The sequence below is a fragment of the Streptomyces fructofermentans genome (assembly GCF_014651055.1).
GTDB classification, from domain to species: Bacteria; Actinomycetota; Actinomycetes; order Streptomycetales; family Streptomycetaceae; genus Streptomyces; species Streptomyces fructofermentans.
Genome location: NZ_BMWD01000031.1, coordinates 54,226 through 78,266 on the forward strand (window position 1 = coordinate 54,226; position 24,041 = coordinate 78,266).

A 24,041-nucleotide genomic window follows, 5' to 3' on the forward strand; every position below is an offset into this window, starting at 1 on the left:
GGTGGAGGCTCAGTTCCCGGACGTGTGCCGGCGGCCCCCGAGAGAGATCTGCATGGTCTGGTCGTTGCCCCCGTCGGCGGCCCAGGTCGGCCTCTGCTGAGGCGCGTGCGGGCTGGGCGAGGTCTGGGGCTGGTGCGGGATCATGCTGTCCTGCGGCTGGGGCTGCGGCTGTCCCGACGGCTCGTGGGCCGGGGCGGGCGTCGGCGGCTTCTTCCGGTCCTGCCGCATCATCCAGCGCCAGGCGAAGATCGGCGACGCCGTGATCAGCAGCGCGAAGGTGGCCCAGATGATCATCGCCGGGTGGGAGTGCCCGAAGACGAAGCCGGCGGCGATGGAGCCCGCGAAGATCAGGATGAAGTACCAGTGGTACCGGAAGGTCCCGAACAGCGTGTCCGGGCTCGCCGAGTCGCCCTTGGGGGTCACCACGAACTTGCTCTTGCGCCGCAGCATCGAGTCGATCAGCGCCTTGGCGTACAACGGCGCCGAGAGCGCGGACATGATCATGCCGGCCACACCGCCGGAGCCCTCGGGCTCGTGCGGCGAGACGTTGTGGCGGCGGTTCCAGACGTACAGGCCGATCTGCAGCGCGGAGGCGTTGCCGTAGAGCATCAGCCAGATCGCCGGGTCGATGTTCACACCCGAGGCGCCCAGGCCCAGGAACAGCGCACAGCTCAGCGCCGCCAGCAGCCAGTTGAGGGCCGACATCGGGTAGAAGATGATCATCATCGTGTAGTTGAAGAACTTGCTCGGCGGCAGCGAGTAGGCGCCCTTCCAGTACTGCTTGAGGATCGTCTCGTACGTACCCCGCGACCAGCGCATCTGCTGGGTGAAGAAGTCCGTCCAGGCGTTGGGGCCCTCGCCGACCGCGAGGACGTCCGGGGTGTAGACCGAGCGCCACTTGCGGCCCGTCGCCGGGTTCTTGTGGCGGTGGATCTCGAAGCCCGTCGCCATGTCCTCGGTGATCGAGTCGTACAGACCGCCGATCTGCTTCAGCGCCCTGATGCGTACGGCGTTGGAGGTGCCCACGAACATCGGGGAGCCGTAGGCGTTGCCCGCGCGCTGGATCAGCGCGTGGAACAGGAACTGCTGCGACTCGGCCGCCTTGGTGATCGGGTTGTCGTAGTTGCCGTAGACCTGCGGGCCGATGACGAAGCCGATGTCGGGGTCGCGGAAGAAGCCGAGCATCCGCTCCAGGTAGTTGGGCAGCGGGACGTGGTCGGTGTCCACGGACGCGAAGAAGTCGTAGTTGTCGCCGTGCGCGTCCAGCCAGGCGTTGTAGTTGCCGTGCTTGGTTTTGGCACGGTGCGGGCCCTTGGCCTGGTTCCACTTCGCGATGCCCTTGCGGGAGAAGTGGTTCACGCCGAGGCGCTCGCAGACCGCCTTCACCTCGGGGTCGTCGCCCTCGTCGAGCAGCCAGACGTGCATGAGGCCCCGGTGCCGGATGCGGACCGCGGCCTCCAGGGTCTTCGTCACCATCTCCAGCGGTTCCTTGCCGGGAACGAAGGAGGTGAGGAAGGCGACTCGGGTGCCGGTCTCGGGCACCACCGGGATGGGGTCGCGCGCGACCAGGGTGGCGTGCGCGTTCGACAGCACGTTCATGCAGCGGAACAGCTCGATCAGGCCGATCGAGACGAGCATCACGACGTCGAGTGCGGGGAGGAAGTCGTAGGCGGGGTAGTCCCGCTCCGTCCAGTGCTCCGGCTGGAGGAGCCAGCCCAGCAGGACGAGCGACAGCAGCGGGGCCGCGCCCAGCATGAGGGCGGCGCGCAGCCGGTGCGGCTCCTGCGAGAGCAGCGAGCGGTACTGCACCTTGTACGGCTTGTTCGGGTCGGGCTGCGTGAGAGGTCCGGCGAGCCGGCTGTAGTGCTCGTAGTCGTATCTCGGCAAGGTCTTCTTGATTCTCCGGAAGCTGCCGGTCCGGTGAGACCCCACCCTGAGCTGTGTGGTCTCTGTCGGATCGAAGTTCTGCCGGGCGCCCGTCGGCGTCGACGTCATGAGTCATCCCCCCACACGCGAGTTCCACCGCGTGCTCGTTGTTCCGTTCGCCGGCTCATGTCCCCCTAGACATCCGCAGGCGTATCAACAGCGGCCCCCGTCGCCACATCATCCACATACCCTATAGACATGGCGCACCGGCCTTCCGGTTGCATGATGCCCCCCTCGACATCACCACATGAACGGGGCCCCCATTCCCCGCTTCCGGGCGCAACCGGCCCCAAACCCCCAACTGCGCAGTAACCGCAGCCTCTTGTAGCCCAGGGTTCTACGCCGTTCATCATGATCGCAAGATGCGAAACACGGTGTTTACCGGTCATACGCGTTCATTGGGGAGTCCGCTGGTTCCGCGAGGTGCGGCAGGGGCCGACGGTCCCCGAATGTTGCGGAAGTGTTCTCATATCGCGCCCCGGCCCTCGCCGTACCCCGAAGGGTCACACGATCCGCTCCGGCACGCTGGGGCGCCCCGGAGCGTTAGGGGGCGCACGCCAGGTGGTTGCGCGCCGGGGTGCCGGGTGCGGGGCCGGCCCCGGCGGCGCCCGCGACCTTCCAGGGCCGCGAGGGGGACGCGGCCGGCCCGCCGCGCGGTTCGCCCCCGGACCCCGACGCGTGTGCCGCGCTCCGGGGCCGGCCCGATGCGCGGCGCGCTTCCGGAGCCCGACGCGCACGGCGCCCCAGCCACCTTGCCCGTGGCGGCACCCGTGCACCCCGTGCGCCCGGGCCGGCGGCGGCCCGGCGCGACCGCGCCCCGGCGGACGATCCGGAGAAGCGCCGGGTACAGCGGAGAGGCCCCTCGCTGCTGCGAGGGGCCTCTCCGGTCGGTGCGCCGCCAGGGACTCGAACCCCGGACCCGCTGATTAAGAGTCAGCTGCTCTAACCAACTGAGCTAGCGGCGCGCGCTGACGGGAGAACTCTACCCGACCCCGGACCGTGCTCCGGACCGGGGCCGGGGCAGGGGGTGTCGCCGGGCACCCCGTACATCATTCGGACCGTCAACATGCGGCACCCCTGGACAGTTGAGAAGCTGACGGATGTGCAGCGGCGCGGGCTTTTCCACCTGGACTGTGAGGGGATTCGTATGGCGGCTCCGGTATTCGAGGAATTCGATCCCGAGAGCGACTGTGAATGCCCAGGATGCGCCCAGTGGCGACCCGTCCCCCCGCGGTACGCGCCCGGCGGGACTGCCGGGAGTCCGGTGCCGCACCGCGCCCTGGTCCTGGCGGCCGCCGCGGGGACGGTGCTCGCCGCCGGGCATCCGGCGCCCGCCGCCGCCCACGCCCCGAGCCGGCCGGCCGCGCCCGCGGCCGACGAGCCCGACACACCGCAGGGCGGGGAGGCCCCCCTGCACGGCCCGGGCGGGCTGCCCGCGAAGGTCGAGGCGCCCGCGACCACCCGGGCCGAGATCATCGAGCGCGCCAAGGAGTGGGTCGCCGCCCGGGTGCCGTACAGCATGGGCGAGTACTGGTCCGACGGGTACCGGCAGGACTGCTCCGGCTTCGTGTCGATGGCCTGGAACCTCGGCGGGAACGAATGGACGGGCAGCCTCGGGAAATACGGCGTCCGTATTTCCAAGAGCCAGCTCCAGTCGGGCGACATGCTGCTGTTCCACAATCCGGCGGACCCCCAGAAAGGCTCGCACGTCGTCATTTTCGGCGGCTGGACGGATTCCACGCGGAGCTATTACACGGCGTACGAGCAGACCCGCCCGCACGCGCGCAGGCAGTCCACCCCCTACGCCTACTGGAGCCATTCGGACCGCTATCTGGCCTACCGCTACAAAGGGGTCACGACGGGGGCCGGCGGGGCGGGTCCCGCCGACCCGACGCTCCCCGGCGCCCCCGGGACGCCCACCTCGGTCCGCCACCCGGGCGCGGCGGCCTTCGGGCCGGGGGCCGACAACGCGCACGTGACCCGGCTCGGGCGGATGCTCGTGGCGCGTGGAGCGGGCGCGTACTACACGACGGGGCCGGGGCCGCGCTGGACGGAGGCGGACCGGCGGGCGACCCGGGCGTTCCAGCGGGCACAGGGCTGGACCGGCGCGGACGCGGACGGACTGCCCGGTCCGTTCACCTGGTCCTACCTGGTGCAGGGCAAGGGCCGCGACGTCGTGGCCCGGAGTGGAGGCGGTGCCGGCGCTCCCGCGGCGCCTCCGGACGCGCAACCCGCCCCGGCCTATCCCGGGCGGGCGGCCTTCCGGCCCGGCGCGAGCGGCGCACACGTCACCCGGCTCGGCAGGCAGCTCGTGAGGAAGGGGTTCGGCGCCCACTACACACGGGGGCCGGGGCCGCGCTGGGGTGAGGGCGACCGGCGCAACGTGGAGGCGTTCCAGCGCGCGCAGGGGTGGCGCGGCGCGGCGGCCGACGGCTACCCGGGGCCGGAGACGTGGCGACGGCTCTTCTCCTGACGGCACCGGGTGCCCTGCGTGGCCCCCGGCGTCCCGGGCACCGCGGGACGGCACCGGGTGCCGGCACCTCGGGGGACCCGGGCACGCACGGGCGGTCCGGCGGTCCCGGAGCGGCGCCGGGACCGGAGGGTCGCGGCCGGGGCCCGCCGACGGCCGCTCCCACGACGCTCACCACAGTTCTTCCCGGCGCGGAGGCACGGAGGCACGCATGAGTACGACGACTTCACACTCGCCGGAGTCCGAGGGGGCTCCGGAGTCGACGGGCCGCGGGGCGCGGCTCATCCACAACGAGGTGACCACCGAGATCCCGGTCCACCTGCTGTTCCGTGACGAGACCGAGCCGGTGTCCGTGCCGCTCGCGCCCGCCGTCGTGGGCAGGCGGCGGGGCACCGGCGAGCAGCCGCGCGTCGCCCGGCGCGCGGCCGCGCCGGCGCGGCCGCGGCCGGCGCCCTGGACCGACGCCGAGCCGGAGGAGCGGCCCGCACGCGTACTGCCCGGGGCGGCGGGGGTGCTGGCGGGTGCCGCGGGCGTGGCCGGCTGCGTCCTGGCGTCGTGGTGGGCGGGCGCGCTGCCGCCGCTCGCCGTGGACACGCTGGGGCTGCCCGTGCACGCGGGAGCGGGGCTCGGCGGGCCGCAGTGGGCGGCGCTCGCCGGGTCCGGGGCGCTCGGCCTGTTCGGGTTCGGCGGGCTGGCCCGCGGCCGTACCGGACACGCCTGGGTGCTCGGCCTGTTCGGGCGCTACCGGGGCACGGTCAGGCGCACCGGGCTGATGTGGGTGAACCCGCTGCTGCTGCGCCGCAGGATCGACGTGCGGCTGCGCCACTGGCGCAGCGATCCGATTCCGGCCGTCGACGCGAACGGTGTCGCGCTGCGGGTCGTCGTGCTCGTGGTCTGGCGGGTGCGGGACACCGCGCGGGCCGCGCTCGGCGTGGAGGACCACCAGCGGTACCTGCGCGAGTGCGTGGAGGCGGCGCTCGCCCGGGTGCTGGCGCAGCTTCCGACGGACCTGCCGCCGGGCGCGGCCCGGACCGCCGAGGCGGGGACCCTGCGCAACACCGAGGCCGTCGGCGAGGCGCTGACCCGGCTGGTGGCCGCGGACGCGGCGGCGGTCGGCCTCCAGGTGTTCTCCACGCAGCCGCTGCGGGTCGAGTACGCCCCCGAGGTCGCCGCCGTCATGCAGCGCCGCCGGCTCGCGGCGCTGGACGCCCAGCACCGGGACAAGGTCCTCACCTCGGTCGTCGACTCGGTGGAGGACACCGTGACCCGGCTGACCGTGCGCGGGCTGGTGGAGCTCGACGACTACGAGCGCAAGGCCCTGGTGAAGGACCTGACGGTGGCGTTCTATACGGGTCATGGAGAGCGCTGACCCGCACGAGCACCGACCCTCGCACCGGCCCCCGAACCCGAACCCGAAGCAGCATCCGGCCCCGACCCGCACCGGGGACCCGTCCGCCCGCGCCGACCCGCACCCCGACCCCGACGCCCGTGCCGACCCCGACTCCCATGCCGACCCAGGCGCCGGCGCCGGGGTCGGGTTCGGTCCCGACCCCGATGCCGGTCCCGCCCCGGTCGGGCGCCCGCCGGGCCTCGACCGGCTCGCCGCGGAGGCACTGCGGCTGACCGCCCGTTCGCCGCGTGCCGTGCTGGGCCTCGCCGGACCGCCCGGTGCCGGCAAGTCGACGCTGGCCCGATCCTTGGTCGCACACCTCGGCGCGAGGGCGGCCTACCTCCCGCTCGACGGGTTCCACCTCTCCAACGCGCAGTTGGAGAGGCTCGGCCTGACCGCACGAAAGGGCTCGGAGCCCAGCTTCGACGTGTGGGGGTACGTCGACCTGCTGCGCCGGGTCCTCGGCGAGACCGCCCGCGACGTCTACGTACCGGACTACGACCGCACGCTGCACGAGCCCGTCGCGGCACGGCACGTGGTGCCCGCGGCCGCCCGGCTCGTCGTCACCGAGGGGAACTACCTCGCCTGCGATCTGCCGGGTTGGCGGGAGGCGTACGGGCTGATGGGGGAGTGCTGGTACGTGGAGGCGCCCGCCGGAGTACGCCGGACGCGCCTGGTGGAGCGGCAGTTGGCCGGTGGACGCGACGAGGGGGCGGCCCGCGCGTGGGTGGAGACGAACGACGGGCCCAACGGGCTTCTGGTCGAGGCCTCGCGGGAGCGCTGCCGCCGAATCCTCACCACGATTGGTATGGACATGTTCAACTACCGGCAATAATCTGGGACTTGGTCTAGACCTGATTCATCGCTTTACGCATCGCGATGCGCACGCACGGCTCACGGAACCTCCCCCACGTTCTCCAGGAGCGGCAGCATGCGGAAAAAGACGAAGTGGTACGCCGCGGTGGTGGGCCTCGCCACCACGGGAGCACTCGTGCTCTCCAGCGGTGGGGCCACCGGCCACGGCTACACAGACCTCCCGATCAGCCGGCAGAAGCTCTGCCAGAACGGCGCCGTGGCCAACTGCGGTGCCATCCAGTGGGAGCCCCAGAGCGTCGAGGGGCCCAAGGGCTTCCCGGCGGGCGGGCCCGCGGACGGTCAGATCTGCTCCGCGAACCACACCAACTTCGGCGCGCTCGACAAGTCGACGACGCCCTCGGGCGGGGCCTGGCCGACGACACGGGTCAACGGCGGGCAGAGCTACACCTTCCGCTGGCAGTTCACGGCACGGCACTCCACGACCGACTTCAAGTACTACATCACCAAGGACGGCTGGAACCAGAACGCTCCCCTCACCCGGTCCGCGCTGGTCACCGCACCGTTCCTGACCGTTCCGTTCAGCGGTCAGCCGCCGGCGACGCTGTCGCACAGCGGCACCCTGCCGTCCGGCAAGAGCGGTCACCACGTCATCCTCGCGGTGTGGACGATCGCGGACACGGCGAACGCGTTCTACGCCTGCTCCGACGTCACCTTCTGAGCCCCGGCGGAACCCGCCGCCCGGCGGTTCCGAGTTCTCCTTGAGGCAATCGCACACCCCCCACGGGTAGGTTCCACGCACGCCTGAGTGATCGAGGCGACGGTGTGCGTGGAACCGAACTCCGCCACGCCGGGTGGGGTCCCCGCTGCTCCCCGCCGGCCTTGTCGCGGCCGAGCTCGTCACGGCCATCGCAATCTGATGCAGCGTCAATTATGGTGCGCCCCCATGGGGTTCACGAGCCGAACCGTCGCGGAACTCGTACGGCTCAGGTGGGACGACCACCGGCCGGGACTGTGGTTCGAGGGGCGCTGCCGGACGCACCACGAGGTGGCGGCCGGCGCGGCGGCGCGCGCGGCGCTGCTGCGCGACCTGCTGCCCTCCGGCGCCGAGCCGCACGTGGGCGTGCTGCTCGACAACACCCCCGAGTACCCGATGTGGCTGGGTGCCGCCGCGCTCTCGGGCGCGGCCGTCGCCGGCATCAACCCCACCCGCCGCGGTGCCGAGCTGGCCCGCGACATCCTGCACACCGAGTGCCGCGTCCTGGTCACCGAGCGGGCCCATCTGCCGCTCCTCGACGGGCTCGACCTGCCCGGCGTCCGGCTGCTGGTGACCGACACCCCGGCCTACACGGACCTCCTCGCGCCGTACGCGGGCGCCTCGCCCGACACGGCGGACGCGGCCCCGGAGCGCAGGCTGCTCCTCTACTTCACCTCCGGTTCCACCGGCGCGCCCAAGGCCGCGATCTGCTCGCAGGGCCGGCTTGCGGAGGCCGGCCGCTCGCTCGTCGATCACTTCGGCGTGCGCGCGGACGACGTCCACTACATCTGCATGCCCCTCTTCCACGGCAACGCGGTCATCGCCGACTGGGCGCCCGCGCTCGCGGCGGGCGCCGGTGTCGCGCTGCGGCGCCGCTTCTCGGCCTCCGGGTTCCTGACGGACGTACGGACCTACGGGGCCACGTACTTCACCTACGTCGGCCGGGCCGTGCAGTACGTCCTGGCGACCCCCGCCCGCCCGGACGACCGGGACAACCCGCTGCGCGTCGGCTTCGGCACGGAGGCGGGAGCGGTGGACGCGGCCGCGTTCGAGGCGCGGTTCGGGGTGCGGCTGGTGGAGGGGTACGGATCGACGGAGGGCGGCGCCGCGATCCAGCGGGCGCCCGGGACGCCGAGAGCGGCGATCGGCCGTGCGGCCCCCGGCGACGACCTGGCGGTGGTCGACCCGGTCAGCCGCGAGGAATGCCCCGCGGCGCTCTTCTCCGCCGACGGCAGGCTCCTCAACGGGCACGCGGCCATAGGGGAGTTGGTGAACCGCGGCCCGCACCGCTTCGAGGGGTACTGGCGCAACGCGGAGGCGGAGGCCGCGCGGCGCGGGCACGGGCGCGGGCCGGCCCGCCCGGACGCGGCGGCCGACGGCGACTGGTACTGGACCGGCGACCTCTTCTACCGTGACGCCGACGGGTTCCTGTACTTCGCGGGGCGCACGGACGACCGGCTCCGCGTCGACAGCGAGAACCTGGCCGCCGCGATGATCGAGGACATCCTCGCCCGGTACGGGGACGCCACCGCCGCGGCGGTCTACGCCGTGCCCGATCCGGTCGCCGGGGACCAGGTGATGGCGGCCCTGGCACTGCGGGAGGGAGCCGCCTTCGACCCCGGCGCCTTCGCCGGATTCCTGGCCGGACAGGCCGACCTCGGGACGAAGATGGCACCCAGGTTCGTACGGATCGTGCCGCGCATGCCCGTCACCGCCACCAACAAGATCCACCGGGTCGGGCTGCGCCGCGACGGCTTCCGGTGCGCCGACCCCGTCTGGTGGCGGCCCCCGGGGGAGACGGCGTACCGGCCGCTGGACGACGCGGACCTCGCGGGACTGCTGGCCGAGTACCGGGCCCGCGGACGCGAGGACCTGCCGGCAGGGGTGGGGCTGGGCATACCCCGGGACCCCCGCTGACCGTATGGTCCGGGCCCGGCGCGTCCGCCTACCGTGGGCGCGTGATCGACTTCCGCGGGAGGAACCCGCTGCGCGCCGCCGGCTATCTCGGCACCGGAGTGCTCGTGGGCGTCCCGCTGCTCGCCGGGCTGCTCGTGCTCGGGGGTGTCGGCACGGCCCTGTCGGTCGTGCTCGTGGGGCTGCCGCTGCTGGTCCTGCTGGCCCTGTCGGGCGTACCGGTCGGCGCGCTCGAACGGCGACGGCTGCGACTGCTCGACCCGCGGCCCGTGCCCGGTCCGCACCGCACCCCGGCGGAGCCCGGCCTCGCCGCCTGGGCGGGGCTGCGGCTGACCGAGCAGGCCACCTGGCGCGAACTGGCGTACGCCGTGCTGCTCGCACTCGTGCTGTGGCCCCTCGACCTGCTGGTCCTGACGCTCACCCTGGTCGTGCCCGGCGCGATGGCCGGCGCGCCGGTGCAACTCGCGCTCTCCGGCGGGGACACCCGGCTCGTGAAGCTCTGGCGCATCGACGGGTACCCCGAGGCCGTCCTGTGCGCAGCGGCCGGGGCGGCCCTCCTCCTCGCCCTGCTGTGGCCCCTCGTGCTGTACGCGGGAGCCCGCGCCGCGCTCGCCCGGCTGCTCCTCGCCCCGCGCGAGGCCGAGGACGGGCACCGGCTGGCCGAGGTGACCCGCTCCAGGGCCCGGCTGGTCGCGGCCTTCGACGCGGAACGCCGGCGCATCGAGCGCGATCTGCACGACGGCGCGCAGCAGCGCCTGGTCGCCCTGACGATGACGCTCGGACTGGCCCGCCTCGACGCCCCGCCGGCGCTCGCCGGACGCCTCGCCGCCGCCCACGAGGAGGCGGGCCTGGTGCTCGGCGAACTGCGGGAGCTGATCCACGGCATCCACCCCCAGGTGCTCGCGGACTACGGGCTCGCGGACGCGGTCGCCGACGCCGCCGACCGGTCCGCCGTACCCGTGGAGGTCGCCCTGGACCTGCCCCGCTTCGCCGAGTCGGTCGAGTCCGCCGCGTACTTCGCGGTGCGGGAGGCCCTCGCCAACGCGGGCAGACACAGCGGAGCCACCCGGGTGCGGATCGACGGGTCGTACGACACCGGCGGCGGAGATCGTGGCGCGGGGGCGGGTGAGGGCGGCCGGCTGTGGATCGAGGTGCGCGACGACGGCCGTGGCGGGGCCGATCCGGCCGCGGGCGGCGGCCTCACGGGGCTCGCCGACCGGCTCGCCGTGCTCGATGGCACACTCGGCGTCACCAGCCCGCCCGGCGGGCCGACCGTCCTGCGTCTGGAGATCCCGTGCCCGATTCGCTGAGGATCGTCCTCGCCGAGGACAGCGTGCTGCTGCGCGAGGGCCTCGTCGGCGTGCTCGCGCGCTTCGGGCACGAGGTCGTGGCGGCGGTCGGGGACGCCGACGAGCTGACCCGGGCCGTCGCGGTCCACGAACCCGGCCTGGTGGTCACCGATGTGCGGATGCCGCCGGGATTCCGCGACGAGGGGCTGCGGGCGGCGCTCGCGCTGCGCGCCGAACGGCCCGCGCTGCCGGTGCTGGTCCTCAGCCAGTACGTCCAGCGCGCCTACGCGGCCGAGCTGCTCGACACCGGGGACGGCACGGGCGTCGGCTATCTGCTGAAGGACCGGATCGGCCAGGTCGAGCAGTTCGCGCGGGCGGTGGAGCGGGTGGCCGCGGGCGGCACGGTCGTCGACCCCGAGGTCGTACGCCAGTTGCTGCGCAGGCGCCGCGACCCGCTCGCCGCGCTGACCCCGCGCGAGCGCGAGGTGCTGGGCCTGGTCGCCGAGGGCCGCTCGAACGGGGCGATCGCCCGCGAACTCGTCGTCACCGAGGCCGCCGTCGGCAAGCACATCGGGAACATCCTGGCGAAGCTCGACCTGCCGCCGGCGCAGGACACCCACCGGCGGGTGCTGGCGGTGCTCGCGTATCTGCGGGCCTGAGCCGCGCGCCGTGCCCCGGTGGCGGGGGCCGTCCCGCGGGGAGGGAGCCGCACAACGCTCGAAGGCCTCCGCTCAACGAGCGAAGGCCTTCGGTCTGTGCGCCGCCAGGGACTCGAACCCCGGACCCGCTGATTAAGAGTCAGCTGCTCTAACCAACTGAGCTAGCGGCGCATGACTCCCGCCGTCCGCTTTCGCGGCCGGCGACAGAGAAAATACTACCTGGTCCGCGGGGGTGCTGCGGACCACCCGTGTGTGCGCCGGGCCACTCAGATCGCGAGGGAGAGCAGTACCGGTGCCGCGCCCCGGTTCAGCGTGTCCGCCGCCTCGCGCAGCCGGTGGGCGTGGGCCACCGGGAGGGAGAGGGCGAGGCAGCCCACGGCGGAGCCGGCCGTGATGGGCACCGCCGCGCACACCGTGCCGATCGCGTACTCCTGGAGGTCGAGCACGGGCACGGTGGGGGCCTGCGCGTCGAGCCGGGACAGCAGCACCCGCTCGTTCGTGATCGTGCGCGAGGTGAGGCGGGCCATCTTGTGGCGGGCGAGGTGGTCGCGCCGGCCATTGAGGTCGAGCTGGCCGAGAAGGCTCTTGCCGATCGCGCTGGCGTGGGCGGCGGAGCGGAAGTCCACCCACTCGTTGACGGCCGGGGTGGCCGGGCCCTCGGCGCACTGCGTCACGCGGATCTCGCCGTCCACGTACCGGCTGATGTAGACGGCGGCGCCGACCGAGTCGCGCAGCCGGTCGAGGGTCCGCTGGAGCTGGTCGCGCAGGGCCGCGTCACGGTCGCGGGTGGAACCGAGCCTGCCGAAGGAGTCCCCGGTGACGTAAGCGCCGTCGGCGGTCTGCTCGACGTACCCCTCGCGGCGCAGCATGCGCAGGAGCGTGGTGAGCCGCTGCGTGCCGAGCCCGGTGTGGCCGGCGAGTTCGGCGTCGGTGACGCCGGTGGCGTGCCGTGCCACGGTCTCCAGGACGCGCAGGGCGTCCTGGGCCGAGTGGTACGGCACGGTCGGCTCGTGCTTCAGCGCCACGGTCGTCCCCTCGCGCTATTCGGCCCGGCTGTCACGACAAGGCGGCCCGGACGGCCGGGCTGTTTCCACGATAGCCGCCAAGAGGCCTGCGGGGAGGGGGTGTTGGCCGAATTGGTGAGGTGTTGCAGCCCTCCCAGCAGCGGGGCATTGCCCTGGCATATGCCAAAGTCATGACCCATTCGTTCCGTGGCGGGTCCGGCGGGACCGCCCGGCGCGGCCCCGCCGCCCTCACCACCGCCCGGCGGGAGGTCCGGCCCGATGCGCGGCCGGGGTGTCGTAGGAGCGGGCGCGCGGGGTCGTTCCCCAGGCGCGTGCGAACCGTGCGCCCGCGCCCCCTCGGCGCGGGCGCACGGATTTCTTCGGCACGCGGTGCCACGACGACGCGTCGGCGCCCCGCCGTGGACCGCCCGCCGTCGGACCGGCCCGCGGCGGCCGCCGGCCCGGACCGTCACCGGCCGGTGCCGCCCCCGGCCCGGACCCCGCCGGGGTCCAGGCCGTCGCGCACGGGCCCGTCACGGGTCGCCGCGGGCCGGACCGGCGTCGGCCGGACCGGCGTCGGCCGGACCGAAGTCAGCCGGAGCGACGGCGGGCCAACCGACCCCGGCCTGACCGCGGAGGCAGGCCTCGCCCGGTCACCGCACCGCGCCGAGGAACTCCCGGGTCCGTGCGTGCTCCGGGTCGCCGAAGATCTGCTCCGGCGGGCCGGACTCCAGGACGCGGCCCGCGTCGAACATCAGCACCTGGTCCGAGATGTCCCGGGCGAAGTTCATCTCGTGGGTCACGCACACCATCGTGATGTCGGTCGTGCGGGCGATGTCCCGCAGCACGTCCAGCACGCCCGCGACCAGCTCGGGGTCGAGCGCGGACGTCACCTCGTCGAGCAGCAGCACCTGCGGCCGCATCGCCAGCGCCCGGGCTATCGCGACGCGCTGCTGCTGACCGCCGGAGAGCTGTCCCGGGTACTTGTCCACGTGCTCGGACAGCCCCACCAGTTCCAGCAGTTCGCGGGCCCGCTCCTCGGCCGCGTCCCTGGACAGGCCCAGCACGGTGACCGGGGCCTCCGTGATGTTGCGCAGCACCTTCATGTTGGGGAAGAGGTTGAACTGCTGGAAGACCATCCCGATGTTCTTGCGGACCTCGCGGACGTGCTTCTCGCCGGCCGGGACCAGCCGGCCGTTCCTCTCCTCGTGGGAGAGGTATTCGCCGTTGACCTTGATCGTGCCCTCGTCGGGCTTGGTCAGGGTCATCAGCAGCCGCAGGATCGTCGTCTTGCCGGAGCCGGACGGACCGATCAGCGTGACGTGCTTGCCGGAGGCGACGGAGAAGTCGAGCTCGTCGAGGACCGTGTTGGCGCCGAAGCGCTTGGTGACCCTGTCGAAGCGGATCAGCTCGCTGCCGTCGACCGCCGGGTTGGCGGAGGGGTCGGCGCCGGGCTCTTTCATCAGGGGGGTGTCAGCGGACAAGACGTCGCTCCAGGGCTCGCATGAGGAGGGAAGCGGGATAGGAAATGAGGATGAAGGCCACGCCGATGACCGTGAGCGGCTCGGTGAACTGGAAGTTCTGCTGCGAGAACAGACGTGCCTCGCCGAGCATCTCCAGAACGGTGATCGCCATGAGCATGGGCGTGTCCTTGAGCATCGAGATGACGTAGTTGCCCAGCGCGGGCACCACCCGGCGGATCGCCTGCGGCAGGATCACCGCGGTCCAGGTCCGGGTCACGGGCAGGTTGAGTGCCGTGGCCGCTTCCCACTGGCCGGCCGGCACGCCCTCGATGCCGGCCCGGTAGACCTGCATCGTGTACGTCGAGTAGTGCAGTCCGATGGCGACGACCCCGGTGGTCATCGCGGAGAGCGTCAGTCCCCACTCGGGCAGCACGTAGAAGAGGAAGAAGAGCTGCACCAGCAGCGGGGTGTTCCGGACGAACTCCGTGACCACCCCCACCGGCCAGCGGACCCAGCGGCTCGGCGTCCGCATCAGCAGCGCCCACACCAGGCCGAGGGCGAACGAGATCAGCGATCCGAGCACCAGGGCCTGCAGGGTGATCAGCAGTCCGTCCCAGAAGTGCGGCATGAAGTCGCCGACGGCACTCCAGTCCCAGTTCATGCGGCACCTCCGCCGACTCCGGTGGTCTCGGGGCGGCGCAGCTCCCGCTGCGACACACCCGGCTCGGGCACGCGTCCGACCCCGGCCTTCAGCCGTTTCTCCAGACCGCGCATGAGCCGCGTGAGCAGGAAGGCGATCACGAAGTAGATCAGGAGGATGTACGTGTAGATCTCCGCGCTCTCCTGGAGCGCGAGCCGCACCAGGTTGCCGCTGAAGGCCAGGTCGCCCATGCCCATCACGGACACCAGGGCGGTGCCCTTGAGCAGCTCGACCAGCAGGTTCGAGAACGGCGGGATCATCTCGGGCACCGCCTGCGGCAGCAGGATCAGCCGCAGCCGCTGCCAGGGGGTGAAGCTCAGGGCGACACCACCCTCGACCTGGGCCGGGTCCACGGCGTCCAGGGCGCCGCGCACGATCTCGGAGCCGTACGCCCCGTAGGTCAGGCCCAGCGCGAGCGTGCCCGCCCAGAGCGGGACGAGCTGCCAGCCGAAGGCGGGTGGCAGCACGAAGAACACCCAGAAGATCATGATGAGGGCCGAGGTGCCCCGGAACACCTCGGTGTAGAAGCCCGCGAGGAAGCGGACGATCCGCAGCCGGTGGGTGCGCGCGATCCCGACCGTGAAGGAGACGGCCGCGGCCAGCAGGCCGCTGAGCACCAGGAGCTGGACGGTGGTCCAGATCCCCTTGAGCACGAGTTCCCAGAGTCCTGACGTCATCCGCGGCAGAGCTCCTTCGCGGTCATGTCCGTCATCTCGTTCTCGGTGAAGCCGAAGGGCCGCAGCACGCGCAGGAGTTCGCCGCTCCTCTTCATCGAGTGCAGCTCCTTGTTGAAGGCGTCCCGCAGCGCGGTCTCCGTCGGCCGGAACGCGAACCCGCCGCCGTCGGTGTGCGGCCTGCCGTCCACGAGGGGTGCGAACGGCTCGGTGGACTCGGCCTTGCGGGACTTCCTGACGACCTCACGGGTGGTCAGGGCCGTGCCGGCGAAGACGTCGACACGGCCGGCCTCGACGGCGTTGAGGCCCGCGACCTGGTCCGGGACGATCAGGATGTCGCTCTCGTCGTACCCGGCGTCGACCGCGTACTGGATCTCGGCGTACCCCGTGCCGGTGGCGAACCTCGCCTTCGACCGCACGACGTCCCCGTAGTCGCGCAGGTTCTTCGGGTTGCCCTTGCGCACGATGAACGAGTCGAGCATCTGGTAGTCGGGATCGGAGAAGATCACCTGCCGGCAGCGCTCGGCGTTGATGTACATCCCGGCCGCGACGACGTCGAACTGCTGGGAGTTCAGGCCGGGGATGAGCGAGCCGAACTCCGTCGGCACCGGCTGGACGCTGTCGACGCCCAGCCTCCCGAAGATCACCCTCGCGAGTTCCGGGGCCTCGCCGGTCAGCCTGCCGTCCCTGTCGATGTAGCCGAAGGGGATCTCTCCGGCGATGCCCAGGCGGACGACGCCCTGGGCCTTCAACCGGTCCAGGAGGTCACCGCCCTCCGCGCCCGACGCCGACGCGACGCGGCTGCATCCGGCGGCGCCCAGCGCACCGAGGGCCGCGACGCCCGCGAGGAGCGAGCGGCGGCTCGGGCTGCGTATCTCTGCGTCGTTCCCATGTGGTGGAGCCATGGCCGCGCGGCTACCCCGGACGACGCCGGTCATGCGGATCAATTCGCGCCCCGATGACCCGGCGGGCGCCCTTGACCCCGGGTGGACCATGGAACGCATGGCCGACCGCTACATCGACGTCTCCCTGTCCGAGCGCGGAGTCCACTGCACGGCGAGGCTCCTCGACGACCGCGCGCCGATCACCTGCGGGGCGGTGTGGGACGCGCTGCCGCTGAGCGGTGACGTCTACCACGCGAAGTACGCCCGCAACGAGGTCTACGCCCTCTTCCCGGCGTTCGCGCCGGCCGAGCCGCCCCTGGAGAACCCCACCGTCACCCCCGTCCCGGGCGACCTCTGCTACTTCTCGTTCTCCGGCACGCAGCTGGCCACGCGGGCGTACGGGTACGGCGACGCACCCGGGGTGCGGGCCGGGGCGCCGGTGATCGACCTGGCCCTGTTCTACGAGCGGAACAACCTGCTGCTCAACGGGGATGTCGGCTGGGTTCCCGGCATCGTCTGGGGCCAGGTCGTGGAGGGCCTGGACGCGATGGCCCGGGAGTGCAACGACCTGTGGCGCGCGGGAGCGCTGGGCGAGTCGCTGGCCTTCCGCCGGGCGTAGCCGCGGCGCCGACCGCAGGACCCGCAGAACCCGCAGGACCCGCAGATCCGCGGGCCCGTGACCGGGGACTGCCCCGCGGCGGTCTCCGGCGGGCGCCTCAGAGCGTCACCGGCGGCGCGATTCCCGCGATGCCCGCCGTGTACAGCGCGTGGGCCGTCCGCAGGACGAGGTCGTCCCGGTGCCGGGCGGCCACGATCTGGAGCCCGACCGGCAGCCCGTCCCCGTCGACCCCCACGGGGACGGTCGCCGCGGGCTGCTGGGTCATGTTGAAGGGGTACGTGAACGGGGTCCACCCCGTCCACCTGCGATGACCCGACCCTCGCGGGACCTCGGCCCCGGCCTCGAAGGCGGTGACCGGGAGCGTCGGCGTCACCAGCACGTCGTAGGTCTCGTGGAAGCGCCCCATGCGCCGCCCCAGCTCCATGCGCACGTCCACGGCGGCCAGGTGGTCCAGCGCGCTGCAGCGGGCCCCGACGTCGCAGATCTCCCGCAGGCCGGGGTCCAGCAGCGCGCGCCCGCGCGGGCCGAGCCGCTGCGTGACCCGGGCCGCCCCGCCGAACCACAGCACGTGGAACGCCGCCACGGGGTCCGTGAAGTCCGGATCGGCCTCCTCGACGTACGCGCCGAGCGCCGCGAGCCCCTCGACCCCGCGCCGCACCGCCGCCGCGACCTGGGGCCGGACGGCCACCTGACCGCCCAGCGAGGCCGAGAACGCGACCCTCAACCCCCTTACCCCGCCGTCCAGTCCGTCGGTGAACGAGCCGGCGGCGGGACCGAGCGCCGACCAGTCCCGCGTGTCGGGCGCGCTGATCACGTCCATCATCAGCGCCGCGTCCGCCGCGTCGCGGGTCATCGGCCCGACGTGCGACAGCGTGCCGAACGCGCTCGCGGGATACAGCGGCACCCGCCCGTACGTGGGCTTCAGCGCGAAGATCCCGCAGAACGCCGCGGGGATGCGGACGCTGCCGCCCCCGTCCGTGCCGAGCGACAGCGGTCCGGCACCCAGGGCCACCGCCGCCGCGCTGCCGCCGCTCGACCCGCCGGACGTCCGCGACAGGTCGTACGGATTGCGCGTGATCCCCGTCAGGGGCGAGTCCGTGACGCCCTTCCAGCCGAACTCGGGCGTCGTGGTCCGCCCCAGGAAGACGGCCCCGTGCTCGCGCAGCCGCGCCACCGAGGGCGCGTCCTCGTCCCAGCGCCCCTCCGCCGCGACCGTCCTGGAGCCGCGCAGGGTCGGTCCGCCCCGCATCAGCAGGATGTCCTTGACCGTGACCGGCACGCCGTCCAGCAGCCCCGCCGGCTCCCCGCGCCGCCAGCGCTCCGCCGACTCCGCGGCCTGCGCGAGTGCCTCCTCGGGGGAGAGCCGCACGAACGCGTTCACCGCGGCCCCGCCCTCCTCGGCGCGGCGCAACGCGGCCCGTGTCACCTCGACGGGGCTGAATTCGCCCTTGCGGTACCCCTCGACGAGTCGTACGGCGGTGAGTTCGGCCTGCTCGGTCAGCTCGGTCATCCGCGCCTCCAGCGTGTGTCAGTGGCCAGGTACGTATCCGCGCCGCTTGTCGACGACGTTCGGCAGCGGCCGACCCGCCAGCCACAGCTCGCACAACTCCACGAACTGGGCGCCGAGTTCGTCCCGCCAGCCCACCGTGTCCCCGCTCATGTGCGGCGACACGACCAGTCCGGGCAGCTCCCACAACGGGCTGTCCCGGCCAAGCGGTTCGTGGTCGAAGACGTCGAGCGCCGCTCCGGCGATCCACCGGTTCGTCAGGGCCTGGGCGAGCGCCTCCTCGACCACGAGCTGCCCCCGTCCGACGTTCACGAAGCGCGCCGAGGGCTGCATCAGCCCGAACCGCCGCTCGTCGAACATGCCGCGGGTCGCGGGAGTCAGCGGTGCCGCGGACACCACCCAGTCGGCGCGGGCCATCAGCCGGTCGAGGTCCTCCGGGCCGTGCACCCCGGCCCGCGCCGAGCGCCCCACCAGGGCGGCCGTGACGCCGAGGGCCCGGAGCGTCCCCGCGATCGCGCGCCCGATCGGACCGGAGCCCACCACGCACGCGCGGGTGCCCGCCACCCGCTGCGACTCGCGGTGCCGCCACTCCCGGGCCCGCTGGAGCTCCCAACTGCGGTGCAGGTCCTTGGCCATGGCGAGGACGAGCGCGGCCACGTACTCGGCGATCGGCCCTTCGAAGACACCGCGGGCGTTCGTCACCACGGTGTCCGAGGCGGCGAGTTCGGGGCACATCAGGTGGTCCACCCCGGCGCTCGCCGTGTGTACCCAGCGCGGCCGCGGCCCCTCGCCCGGCCAGGCCCGCGGCACCGCGCGCGACGCGAAGTCCCAGACCAGCAGCACGTCCGCGGCGGGCAGCAGTCCGGCGAGCGTCGCCTCGTCCGCGTACTCGATCCGCATGCGTCCGGTGAGCCTGCCGAGCCGGGGCGGCGGCTCGGCCCCCAGCACCAGCAGGGTCGTCCTCCCGGCCGGGTCCGGTGACGGGGGCGCGGACATCGGAGGGAAACCGTTTCGCAACGCGGGTCCGCTTCTCTGAGGGGGTCGCCAGGGCTTCCGGGGGGCGCGCACGGCTCCCGGAACTGTCTGAGATGCGCGGATTGACCACGCTCGCACCCGAACCTACCTTCGTCAACACGGCCGGACGTACGGTCCGTTGCCCCCTCCCTTCCCACAGTGAGGCCGGTGCCTGCCATGGACGTCTCCTTCCTCGGTGGACCGCACCCGCAGCGCGGTGTCGGCGTCGTCGCCCCGTTCGACTTCGCCCTCGACCGCGAGCTGTGGCGCTGGGTGCCCGACGAGGTCTCCCTGCACCTCACCCGCACCCCGTTCGTCCCCGTGGAGGTGAGCCTCGACCTGGCACGGCTGGTCAGCGAGCACGAGACGCTCCGCGAGGCGGTGCGCGCGCTGAACGCCGTGGAGCCGGAGGTCGTCGCCTACGCCTGCACCTCCGGCAGCTTCGTCGGCGGCATCCCGGGCGAACGCGCGATGTGCGAGGCGATGACCCGGGCCGGGGCGGTGCCCTCCCTGACCACCTCGGGCGCCCTCCTCCGGGCGCTGGAGGAACTGGGAGTCCGCCGGATCGCCCTGGTGACGCCGTACACCGTCTCGGTCACCCGGGCCCTGGAGGACTACCTCGCCGGTGCCGGTGTCACGGTCACCGGCCGCGCCCACATGGGCCTGACCCGGCACATCTGGAAAGTCCCCTACCGCAATGTCGTGGACATGGCCCGAGGTGCGGTACGGGGCAGTGCCGGAGCCCTCTTCATCAGCTGCACCAACCTTCCGACCTACGACGTCATACCCCAGCTGGAGGCCGAGCTGCGCATCCCGGTGATCTCGGCCAACCAGGTGACGATGTGGGCGGCCCTGCGCCATCTGGGTACTCGGGCTGTAGGGCCGTACCAGGCGCTGATCGACGCGTCGGCGCGACAGCGGCCCGTACCGCCGGCACTGCCGGAAGAACAGGAAGGTTGGGCATGACCGCTCTCGGATTCCTCTACCCGGGCCACTCGGCCGAGGACGACTACCCGCGCATCGAGCAGCTCCTGGGCAGCGACATCCGCCTCCAGGTCGTCCACACGGACATCGGCGAGGACGCCCACCGCGTGGACGCGCTGGTGGAGATGGGTTCGCCCGACCGGCTGGCCGCCGGGGTCGGGGAGCTGCGGCTGGCCGGCGCGGAGGCGGTGGTCTGGGCCTGCACGAGCGGCAGTTTCGTACACGGGTGGCAGGGCGCCCACGACCAGGTCCGCGCCCTGGCCACGGCGGCGGGCCTGCCCGCCTCGTCCACGTCGTTCGCCTTCACCCACGCCCTGCGCGAGCTGGGCGCCCGGCGGGTCGCCGTCGCCGCCACCTACCCGGAGGACATCGCGGCCCTCTTCGCCGCGTTCCTGCGGGACGCGGGCGCGGAGGTGCTCTCCGTGCGCGGCTCGGGCATCGTCACGGCCGCGGAGGCCGGCACATGGGGTGAGGAGCAGGTGCTGGCCCTGGCGCGCGAGGGCGACCACCCCGAGGCGGAGGTCGTCCTGCTGCCCGACACCGCGCTCCACACCGCCTCCCACGTACCGGCCCTGGAGAAGGAGCTGGGCAAGCCGGTCCTCACGGCGAACCAGGTCACCGTCTGGGAGGCGCTGCGCCTGACCGACCGCAGGGTGAACGCCCCGGAGCTGGGGGCGCTCTTCACCAAGGAGCCGATCGTGCAGGTCTGAGCGCCGCCGCCCGGGCCCGCGACCGGGAACAAACGGAGTCGACCTCCTGTTAGTACGGGGCGGAGAGAACGACGTACGAAACAGGAGGCCCCCGTGGCGCCAGCGGACCACACGCCCGACGACATCCGAGGCACGGCGCGGGGCACGGCCCCGGTGCCGCTGTCCGTCCTGGACCTGGCGACCGTCGGCGCGGGCCGCACCGCGTCCGACGCGCTGCGGACGGGCGTCGAGCTGTCCCGGCTCGCGGAGGACCGCGGATTCCACCGCTACTGGGTCGCGGAGCACCACTCCATGCCGGGCGTGGCCTCGTCGTCCCCCGCCGTGATCCTCGCCCACATCGCCGCCCACACGACCCGGGTCCGCCTCGGCTCGGGCGGCGTCATGCTCCCGAACCACGCGCCGCTGGTCATCGCGGAGCAGTTCGGCACCCTGGAGGCACTGGCCCCGGGCCGCGTCGACCTCGGCCTCGGCCGGGCCCCGGGCACGGACGGCGCCACGGCCGCGGCCCTGCGCCGCACGGACCGCCTGAACGAGGGGGCGGACGACTTCCCCCAGCAGCTCGCGGAACTCACCCGCTTCCTCGACGACGACTTCCCGGACGGGCACCCGTACGCCCGCATCCACGCCGTCCCCGGGCCGGTGCAGGCCACCGCCCCCGGCGGCGTGCAGTCCCGGCACCGCCCGCCCGTCTGGCTGCTCGGCTCCTCCGGCTTCAGCGCCCGGCTCGCGGGCTCGCTCGGCCTGCCCTTCGCCTTCGCGCACCACTTCTCGGCCCACAACACGATTCCGGCGCTGGACCTCTACCGGGAGTCCTTCCGGCCCTCCGAGGTCCTGGACGCCCCTTACGCGCTCATCGGCGTGGCAGCCCTCGCGGCCGACGACGAGAGGGAGGCCCGCCGGCAGATCATGGCGGGCGCGCTGAGCATGGTCCGCCTGCGCACGGGCCGCCCCGGCCTCGTCCCCACCCCGGAGGAGGCGGAGGCGTACGAGTTCAGCCCGATGGAGCGGGAGTTCGTCGACTCCTGGAACAAGAACGTCGTCCACGGCACCGCGGACGAGGTCCGCGCCGGTCTGGACGACCTGCACAAGCGCACCGGAGCCGACGAGCTGATGCTCACGGCCAACGCGCACAGCGGGGAGGTGCGCCTGCGCTCGTACGAACTGATCGCGGACGCCTACGGACTGCCGACGGGGGCGGCCGACGCCGCCGACGCCGTCTGACCGGCCGGCACGGCGGGGCCCGCCGCGGGCTCCGGGGTCCCGGCGGGCGGACGCCCGGCGCGGGTGCTCAGGTCCGGGCGCAGGCGGAGCGCAGCAGCGCGGAGATGCGGTCCGGCGTCACCGGCCGGGAGTACAGCCACCCCTGGCCGGTGTCGCAGCCGATGCGGCGCAGGCGGGAGGCCTGTCCGGCCGTCTCCACGCACTCCGCGGTGACCGTCAGGCCCAGCCGGTGGGCGAGCTGGATCATCGCCTCGACGACGACCTCGTCGGCCGGGTTGGAACGGGCGTCGGCACCCGCTCCGTTCTCGGCGCTCTCGAACTGGAAGCCGCGCACGAACGAACCGTCCAGCTTCAGCACCGAGACCGGCAGCCGGCTCAGGTAGGCGAGGTTCGAGTAGCCCGTGCCGAAGTCGTCGATGGCGATGCGCACGCCCATGTCGCTGAGGGCCTGGAGGGTCTGGAGCGGCCGGCCCGCCGAGCCCATCACGGCGGACTCGGTCAGCTCCAGCTGGAGCAGGTGCGGGGCCAGCCCGGTCTCCGCGAGCGTCGCCGCCACGTCGGCGACCAGGTCGGAGTCCCAGACCTGGCGCACGGCCACGTTCACGCTGACGAAGATCGGCTCGGCGTCCGGGTGGTCCAGCTGCCAGCGGCGGGCCTGCCGGCAGGCGGTGGCCAGGACCCAGCGGCCGAGCTGAACGATCGAGCCGTCCTCCTCGGCGAGTCCGATGAACCGATTCGGCGTCAGGGTGCCGAACTGGGGGTGGTTCCAGCGCACCAGTGCCTCGACCCCGCTCACCCCGCCGTCCTCCATGCACACCAGCGGCTGGTACTCCAGGGCGAACTCGCCGCGTTCGACGGCTGGCCGCAGCGTGGAGGACAGGGCCTGGCGGGTGATGCGATGGGCGTTGCGCTCCGGGTCGAACAGGGTCCAGCGGGACTTCCCGTCGGCCTTCGCCCAGTACAGCGTGGTGTCGGCGGCCTGCATCAGCCCCGTCGCGGTGGTCCCGGCGGCGCGCCGCTCGACCACTCCGATCGACGCCGACACGGACAGCCGCTGCCCGGACAGGTCGAAGGGCGCCTGAAGGGCCTCCAGTACGGATTCGGCCAGCTCCGCGAGCTGTTCCGTGCCCGTCGACTCCTCGACCAGCACGGCGAACTCGTCGCCGCCGAGCCGCGCGACCAGCGGGGTGACCGTCCTCCCGAAGCCCGCCTCGTTGGCGCAGCGCCTCAGCCGCTCGGCGACGGCGGCGAGCAGCCGGTCGCCGACGCGGTGGCCGAGCGTGTCGTTGACGGCCTTGAACCCGTCGAGGTCCAGATAGCACAGGCCGATCCGGCCGGTCCCGGACTCCGCGTTCGCCTCGGCCTCCAGCGCGGCCGACAGCCGCTCGAAGAACAGGGTGCGGTTGGGCAGCCGGGTGACCGGGTCGTGCATCTGCAAGTGCCGCAGCCGCGCCTGCAGTTCGCGGCGCGCGCTGATGTCGGACACGGAGAGCAGCACCGCCCGCTCCTCCTCGGGCAGCGGACCGACCGTCACCTGGGCCCAGAGGGAGTGGCCTTCGGGGTGCTTGAGGCGGCGGGTGCAGCGCAGTCTCGCCTGGCGGCCCCGGAGCACTTCGCGGTACGCGTGCCAGGTGCGGGCGTCCGACCCGAGGTCCAGCAGGTCGGCAGCGGGCCGCCCGGTGAGTGCGGCGGGTTCGGTGCCGAGCAGCGCGGCCATCGTGTCGTTGGCCGTGACCACCCGGCCCTCCCGGTCCACCACGGCCATCGCCAGCGGGGCGGCGGCGAAAATGGCGCGGAACGTACGGGTGCCGGCCCCGGCAGGCCCCTCGGCCCCGGGCGCGTCGTCCGTCCCGCTCGTGTCCCCGTGCACGCCGGCGCTCCCCGGGGAGGCCGCGCTCCCGTTCACGGAGGTGCTCCCGTCGACGGGCGCGCTCCCGTTCGGGACCGTGTCCCCGTTCGGGACCGTGTCCCCGTTCGGGGCGGCGGCGCCGTTCACGGGCACGCCCCGGGTTCCGGATGACAGCGGGAACAGGGTGGCCGGGA

20 protein-coding genes and 2 tRNA genes are annotated in these 24,041 nt (G+C 73.3%); 11 read left to right on the plus strand and 11 right to left on the minus strand.

What is annotated here, in order from left to right; genetic code table 11:
- Nucleotides 1–9: 9 nt before the first annotated feature.
- Complete coding sequence (locus IE265_RS32190) at nucleotides 10–1,995, minus strand: glycosyltransferase family 2 protein (RefSeq protein ID WP_190039287.1); 1,986 nt, start codon at nucleotides 1,993–1,995, stop codon at nucleotides 10–12.
- Between the two features lie 822 nt (nucleotides 1,996–2,817).
- Nucleotides 2,818–2,891 (minus strand) — tRNA-Lys (locus IE265_RS32195).
- A 182-nt stretch (nucleotides 2,892–3,073) separates the two neighbouring features.
- Between IE265_RS32195 and IE265_RS32200 the strand changes: the two genes are divergently transcribed.
- The 7 genes from IE265_RS32200 to IE265_RS32230 all read left to right on the plus strand — a co-directional run bounded on the left by IE265_RS32200 (nucleotide 3,074) and on the right by IE265_RS32230 (nucleotide 11,218).
- Nucleotides 3,074–4,399, plus strand: a complete 1,326-nt coding sequence (locus IE265_RS32200) for a peptidoglycan-binding protein (protein WP_190039288.1) — start codon at nucleotides 3,074–3,076, stop codon at nucleotides 4,397–4,399.
- Nucleotides 4,400–4,607: 208 nt separating this feature from the next.
- Nucleotides 4,608–5,765 carry an SPFH domain-containing protein gene (locus IE265_RS32205; protein WP_190039289.1) on the plus strand — a complete coding sequence of 386 codons (1,158 nt, stop codon included), beginning with the start codon at nucleotides 4,608–4,610 and terminating at the stop codon, nucleotides 5,763–5,765.
- Complete coding sequence (locus tag IE265_RS32210) at nucleotides 5,752–6,621, plus strand: nucleoside/nucleotide kinase family protein (protein ID WP_229916765.1); 870 nt, start codon at nucleotides 5,752–5,754, stop codon at nucleotides 6,619–6,621. The genes IE265_RS32205 and IE265_RS32210 overlap by 14 nt, the downstream gene beginning before the upstream one ends.
- Nucleotides 6,622–6,717: 96 nt before the next feature.
- Nucleotides 6,718–7,320, plus strand: a complete 603-nt coding sequence (locus IE265_RS32215; protein WP_190039290.1) for a lytic polysaccharide monooxygenase auxiliary activity family 9 protein — start codon at nucleotides 6,718–6,720, stop codon at nucleotides 7,318–7,320.
- Nucleotides 7,321–7,545: 225 nt separating this feature from the next.
- A complete protein-coding gene (locus IE265_RS32220) occupies nucleotides 7,546–9,273 on the plus strand; it encodes an AMP-binding protein (RefSeq protein ID WP_190039291.1) in 1,728 nt (575 codons plus the stop codon).
- Between the two features lie 41 nt (nucleotides 9,274–9,314).
- Nucleotides 9,315–10,580 (plus strand): sensor histidine kinase, encoded by a 1,266-nt coding sequence (locus IE265_RS32225; protein WP_190039292.1) that lies wholly within the window; start codon nucleotides 9,315–9,317, stop codon nucleotides 10,578–10,580.
- Nucleotides 10,565–11,218, plus strand: coding sequence for a response regulator (locus IE265_RS32230; RefSeq protein ID WP_190039293.1), 654 nt, complete (start codon nucleotides 10,565–10,567; stop codon nucleotides 11,216–11,218). Before IE265_RS32225 ends, IE265_RS32230 begins: the two co-directional genes overlap by 16 nt.
- Nucleotides 11,219–11,315: 97 nt before the next feature.
- Here the strand turns inward: IE265_RS32230 and IE265_RS32235 are convergent.
- The 6 genes from IE265_RS32235 to ehuB form a co-directional block, all read right to left on the minus strand.
- Nucleotides 11,316–11,389: transfer RNA gene (locus tag IE265_RS32235), tRNA-Lys, on the minus strand.
- A gap of 95 nt (nucleotides 11,390–11,484) precedes the next feature.
- Entirely contained in the window at nucleotides 11,485–12,243 is a 759-nt protein-coding gene (locus IE265_RS32240; RefSeq protein WP_190039294.1) for an IclR family transcriptional regulator, read from the minus strand.
- A 632-nt stretch (nucleotides 12,244–12,875) separates the two neighbouring features.
- A complete protein-coding gene (gene ehuA / locus IE265_RS32245; RefSeq protein WP_190039326.1) occupies nucleotides 12,876–13,685 on the minus strand; it encodes an ectoine/hydroxyectoine ABC transporter ATP-binding protein EhuA in 810 nt (269 codons plus the stop codon).
- A gap of 10 nt (nucleotides 13,686–13,695) precedes the next feature.
- A complete protein-coding gene (ehuD, locus tag IE265_RS32250; RefSeq protein ID WP_190039295.1) occupies nucleotides 13,696–14,346 on the minus strand; it encodes an ectoine/hydroxyectoine ABC transporter permease subunit EhuD in 651 nt (216 codons plus the stop codon).
- Nucleotides 14,343–15,062 (minus strand): ectoine/hydroxyectoine ABC transporter permease subunit EhuC, encoded by a 720-nt coding sequence (ehuC, locus tag IE265_RS32255; RefSeq protein ID WP_190039296.1) that lies wholly within the window; start codon nucleotides 15,060–15,062, stop codon nucleotides 14,343–14,345. Before ehuC ends, ehuD begins: the two co-directional genes overlap by 4 nt.
- The gene (gene ehuB, locus IE265_RS32260) at nucleotides 15,059–15,964 is read right to left on the minus strand and encodes an ectoine/hydroxyectoine ABC transporter substrate-binding protein EhuB (RefSeq protein WP_190039297.1); all 906 of its coding nucleotides are present in this window, start codon (nucleotides 15,962–15,964) and stop codon (nucleotides 15,059–15,061) included. The genes ehuC and ehuB overlap by 4 nt, the downstream gene beginning before the upstream one ends.
- A gap of 97 nt (nucleotides 15,965–16,061) precedes the next feature.
- Here ehuB and IE265_RS32265 point away from each other — a divergent pair, with 97 nt between their 5' ends.
- A complete protein-coding gene (locus IE265_RS32265) occupies nucleotides 16,062–16,562 on the plus strand; it encodes a DUF3830 family protein (protein ID WP_190039298.1) in 501 nt (166 codons plus the stop codon).
- A 97-nt stretch (nucleotides 16,563–16,659) separates the two neighbouring features.
- Here IE265_RS32265 and IE265_RS32270 read toward each other — a convergent pair whose 3' ends face one another.
- Together IE265_RS32270 and IE265_RS32275 are read right to left on the minus strand one after the other, a co-directional pair.
- Nucleotides 16,660–18,063, minus strand: a complete 1,404-nt coding sequence (locus tag IE265_RS32270) for an amidase (RefSeq protein ID WP_373303074.1) — start codon at nucleotides 18,061–18,063, stop codon at nucleotides 16,660–16,662.
- 27 nt (nucleotides 18,064–18,090) lie between these two features.
- Complete coding sequence (locus IE265_RS32275; RefSeq protein WP_190039300.1) at nucleotides 18,091–19,065, minus strand: D-2-hydroxyacid dehydrogenase; 975 nt, start codon at nucleotides 19,063–19,065, stop codon at nucleotides 18,091–18,093.
- 195 nt (nucleotides 19,066–19,260) lie between these two features.
- Here IE265_RS32275 and IE265_RS32280 point away from each other — a divergent pair, with 195 nt between their 5' ends.
- From IE265_RS32280 to IE265_RS32290, 3 genes are all read left to right on the plus strand, one after another.
- Nucleotides 19,261–20,049, plus strand: coding sequence for a maleate cis-trans isomerase family protein (locus IE265_RS32280; RefSeq protein WP_190039327.1), 789 nt, complete (start codon nucleotides 19,261–19,263; stop codon nucleotides 20,047–20,049).
- Nucleotides 20,046–20,777: a maleate cis-trans isomerase family protein gene (locus IE265_RS32285; protein WP_190039301.1), complete on the plus strand. Its 732-nt coding sequence runs from the start codon at nucleotides 20,046–20,048 to the stop codon at nucleotides 20,775–20,777. Before IE265_RS32280 ends, IE265_RS32285 begins: the two co-directional genes overlap by 4 nt.
- Before the next feature lie 93 nt (nucleotides 20,778–20,870).
- Complete coding sequence (locus tag IE265_RS32290; protein WP_190039302.1) at nucleotides 20,871–21,998, plus strand: LLM class flavin-dependent oxidoreductase; 1,128 nt, start codon at nucleotides 20,871–20,873, stop codon at nucleotides 21,996–21,998.
- A gap of 67 nt (nucleotides 21,999–22,065) precedes the next feature.
- Here the strand turns inward: IE265_RS32290 and IE265_RS32295 are convergent, their stop codons facing one another.
- Complete coding sequence (locus IE265_RS32295; RefSeq protein ID WP_373303075.1) at nucleotides 22,066–23,994, minus strand: putative bifunctional diguanylate cyclase/phosphodiesterase; 1,929 nt, start codon at nucleotides 23,992–23,994, stop codon at nucleotides 22,066–22,068.
- Nucleotides 23,995–24,041: the final 47 nt, after the last annotated feature.

Bases quoted from the DNA above. Each gene is read 5' to 3' on its own strand.
- IE265_RS32190 (WP_190039287.1), bottom strand. From the start codon at position 1,995: ATGACGTCGACGCCGACGGGCGCCCGGCAGAACTTCGATCCGACAGAG.
- IE265_RS32200 (WP_190039288.1), top strand. From the start codon at position 3,074: ATGGCGGCTCCGGTATTCGAGGAATTCGATCCCGAGAGCGACTGTGAA.
- IE265_RS32205 (WP_190039289.1), top strand. From the start codon at position 4,608: ATGAGTACGACGACTTCACACTCGCCGGAGTCCGAGGGGGCTCCGGAG.
- IE265_RS32210 (WP_229916765.1), top strand. From the start codon at position 5,752: ATGGAGAGCGCTGACCCGCACGAGCACCGACCCTCGCACCGGCCCCCG.
- IE265_RS32215 (WP_190039290.1), top strand. From the start codon at position 6,718: ATGCGGAAAAAGACGAAGTGGTACGCCGCGGTGGTGGGCCTCGCCACC.
- IE265_RS32220 (WP_190039291.1), top strand. From the start codon at position 7,546: ATGGGGTTCACGAGCCGAACCGTCGCGGAACTCGTACGGCTCAGGTGG.
- ehuA (WP_190039326.1), bottom strand. From the start codon at position 13,685: ATGAAAGAGCCCGGCGCCGACCCCTCCGCCAACCCGGCGGTCGACGGC.
- ehuD (WP_190039295.1), bottom strand. From the start codon at position 14,346: ATGAACTGGGACTGGAGTGCCGTCGGCGACTTCATGCCGCACTTCTGG.
- ehuC (WP_190039296.1), bottom strand. From the start codon at position 15,062: ATGACGTCAGGACTCTGGGAACTCGTGCTCAAGGGGATCTGGACCACC.
- ehuB (WP_190039297.1), bottom strand. From the start codon at position 15,964: ATGGCTCCACCACATGGGAACGACGCAGAGATACGCAGCCCGAGCCGC.
- IE265_RS32265 (WP_190039298.1), top strand. From the start codon at position 16,062: ATGGCCGACCGCTACATCGACGTCTCCCTGTCCGAGCGCGGAGTCCAC.
- IE265_RS32275 (WP_190039300.1), bottom strand. From the start codon at position 19,065: ATGTCCGCGCCCCCGTCACCGGACCCGGCCGGGAGGACGACCCTGCTG.
- IE265_RS32280 (WP_190039327.1), top strand. From the start codon at position 19,261: ATGGACGTCTCCTTCCTCGGTGGACCGCACCCGCAGCGCGGTGTCGGC.
- IE265_RS32285 (WP_190039301.1), top strand. From the start codon at position 20,046: ATGACCGCTCTCGGATTCCTCTACCCGGGCCACTCGGCCGAGGACGAC.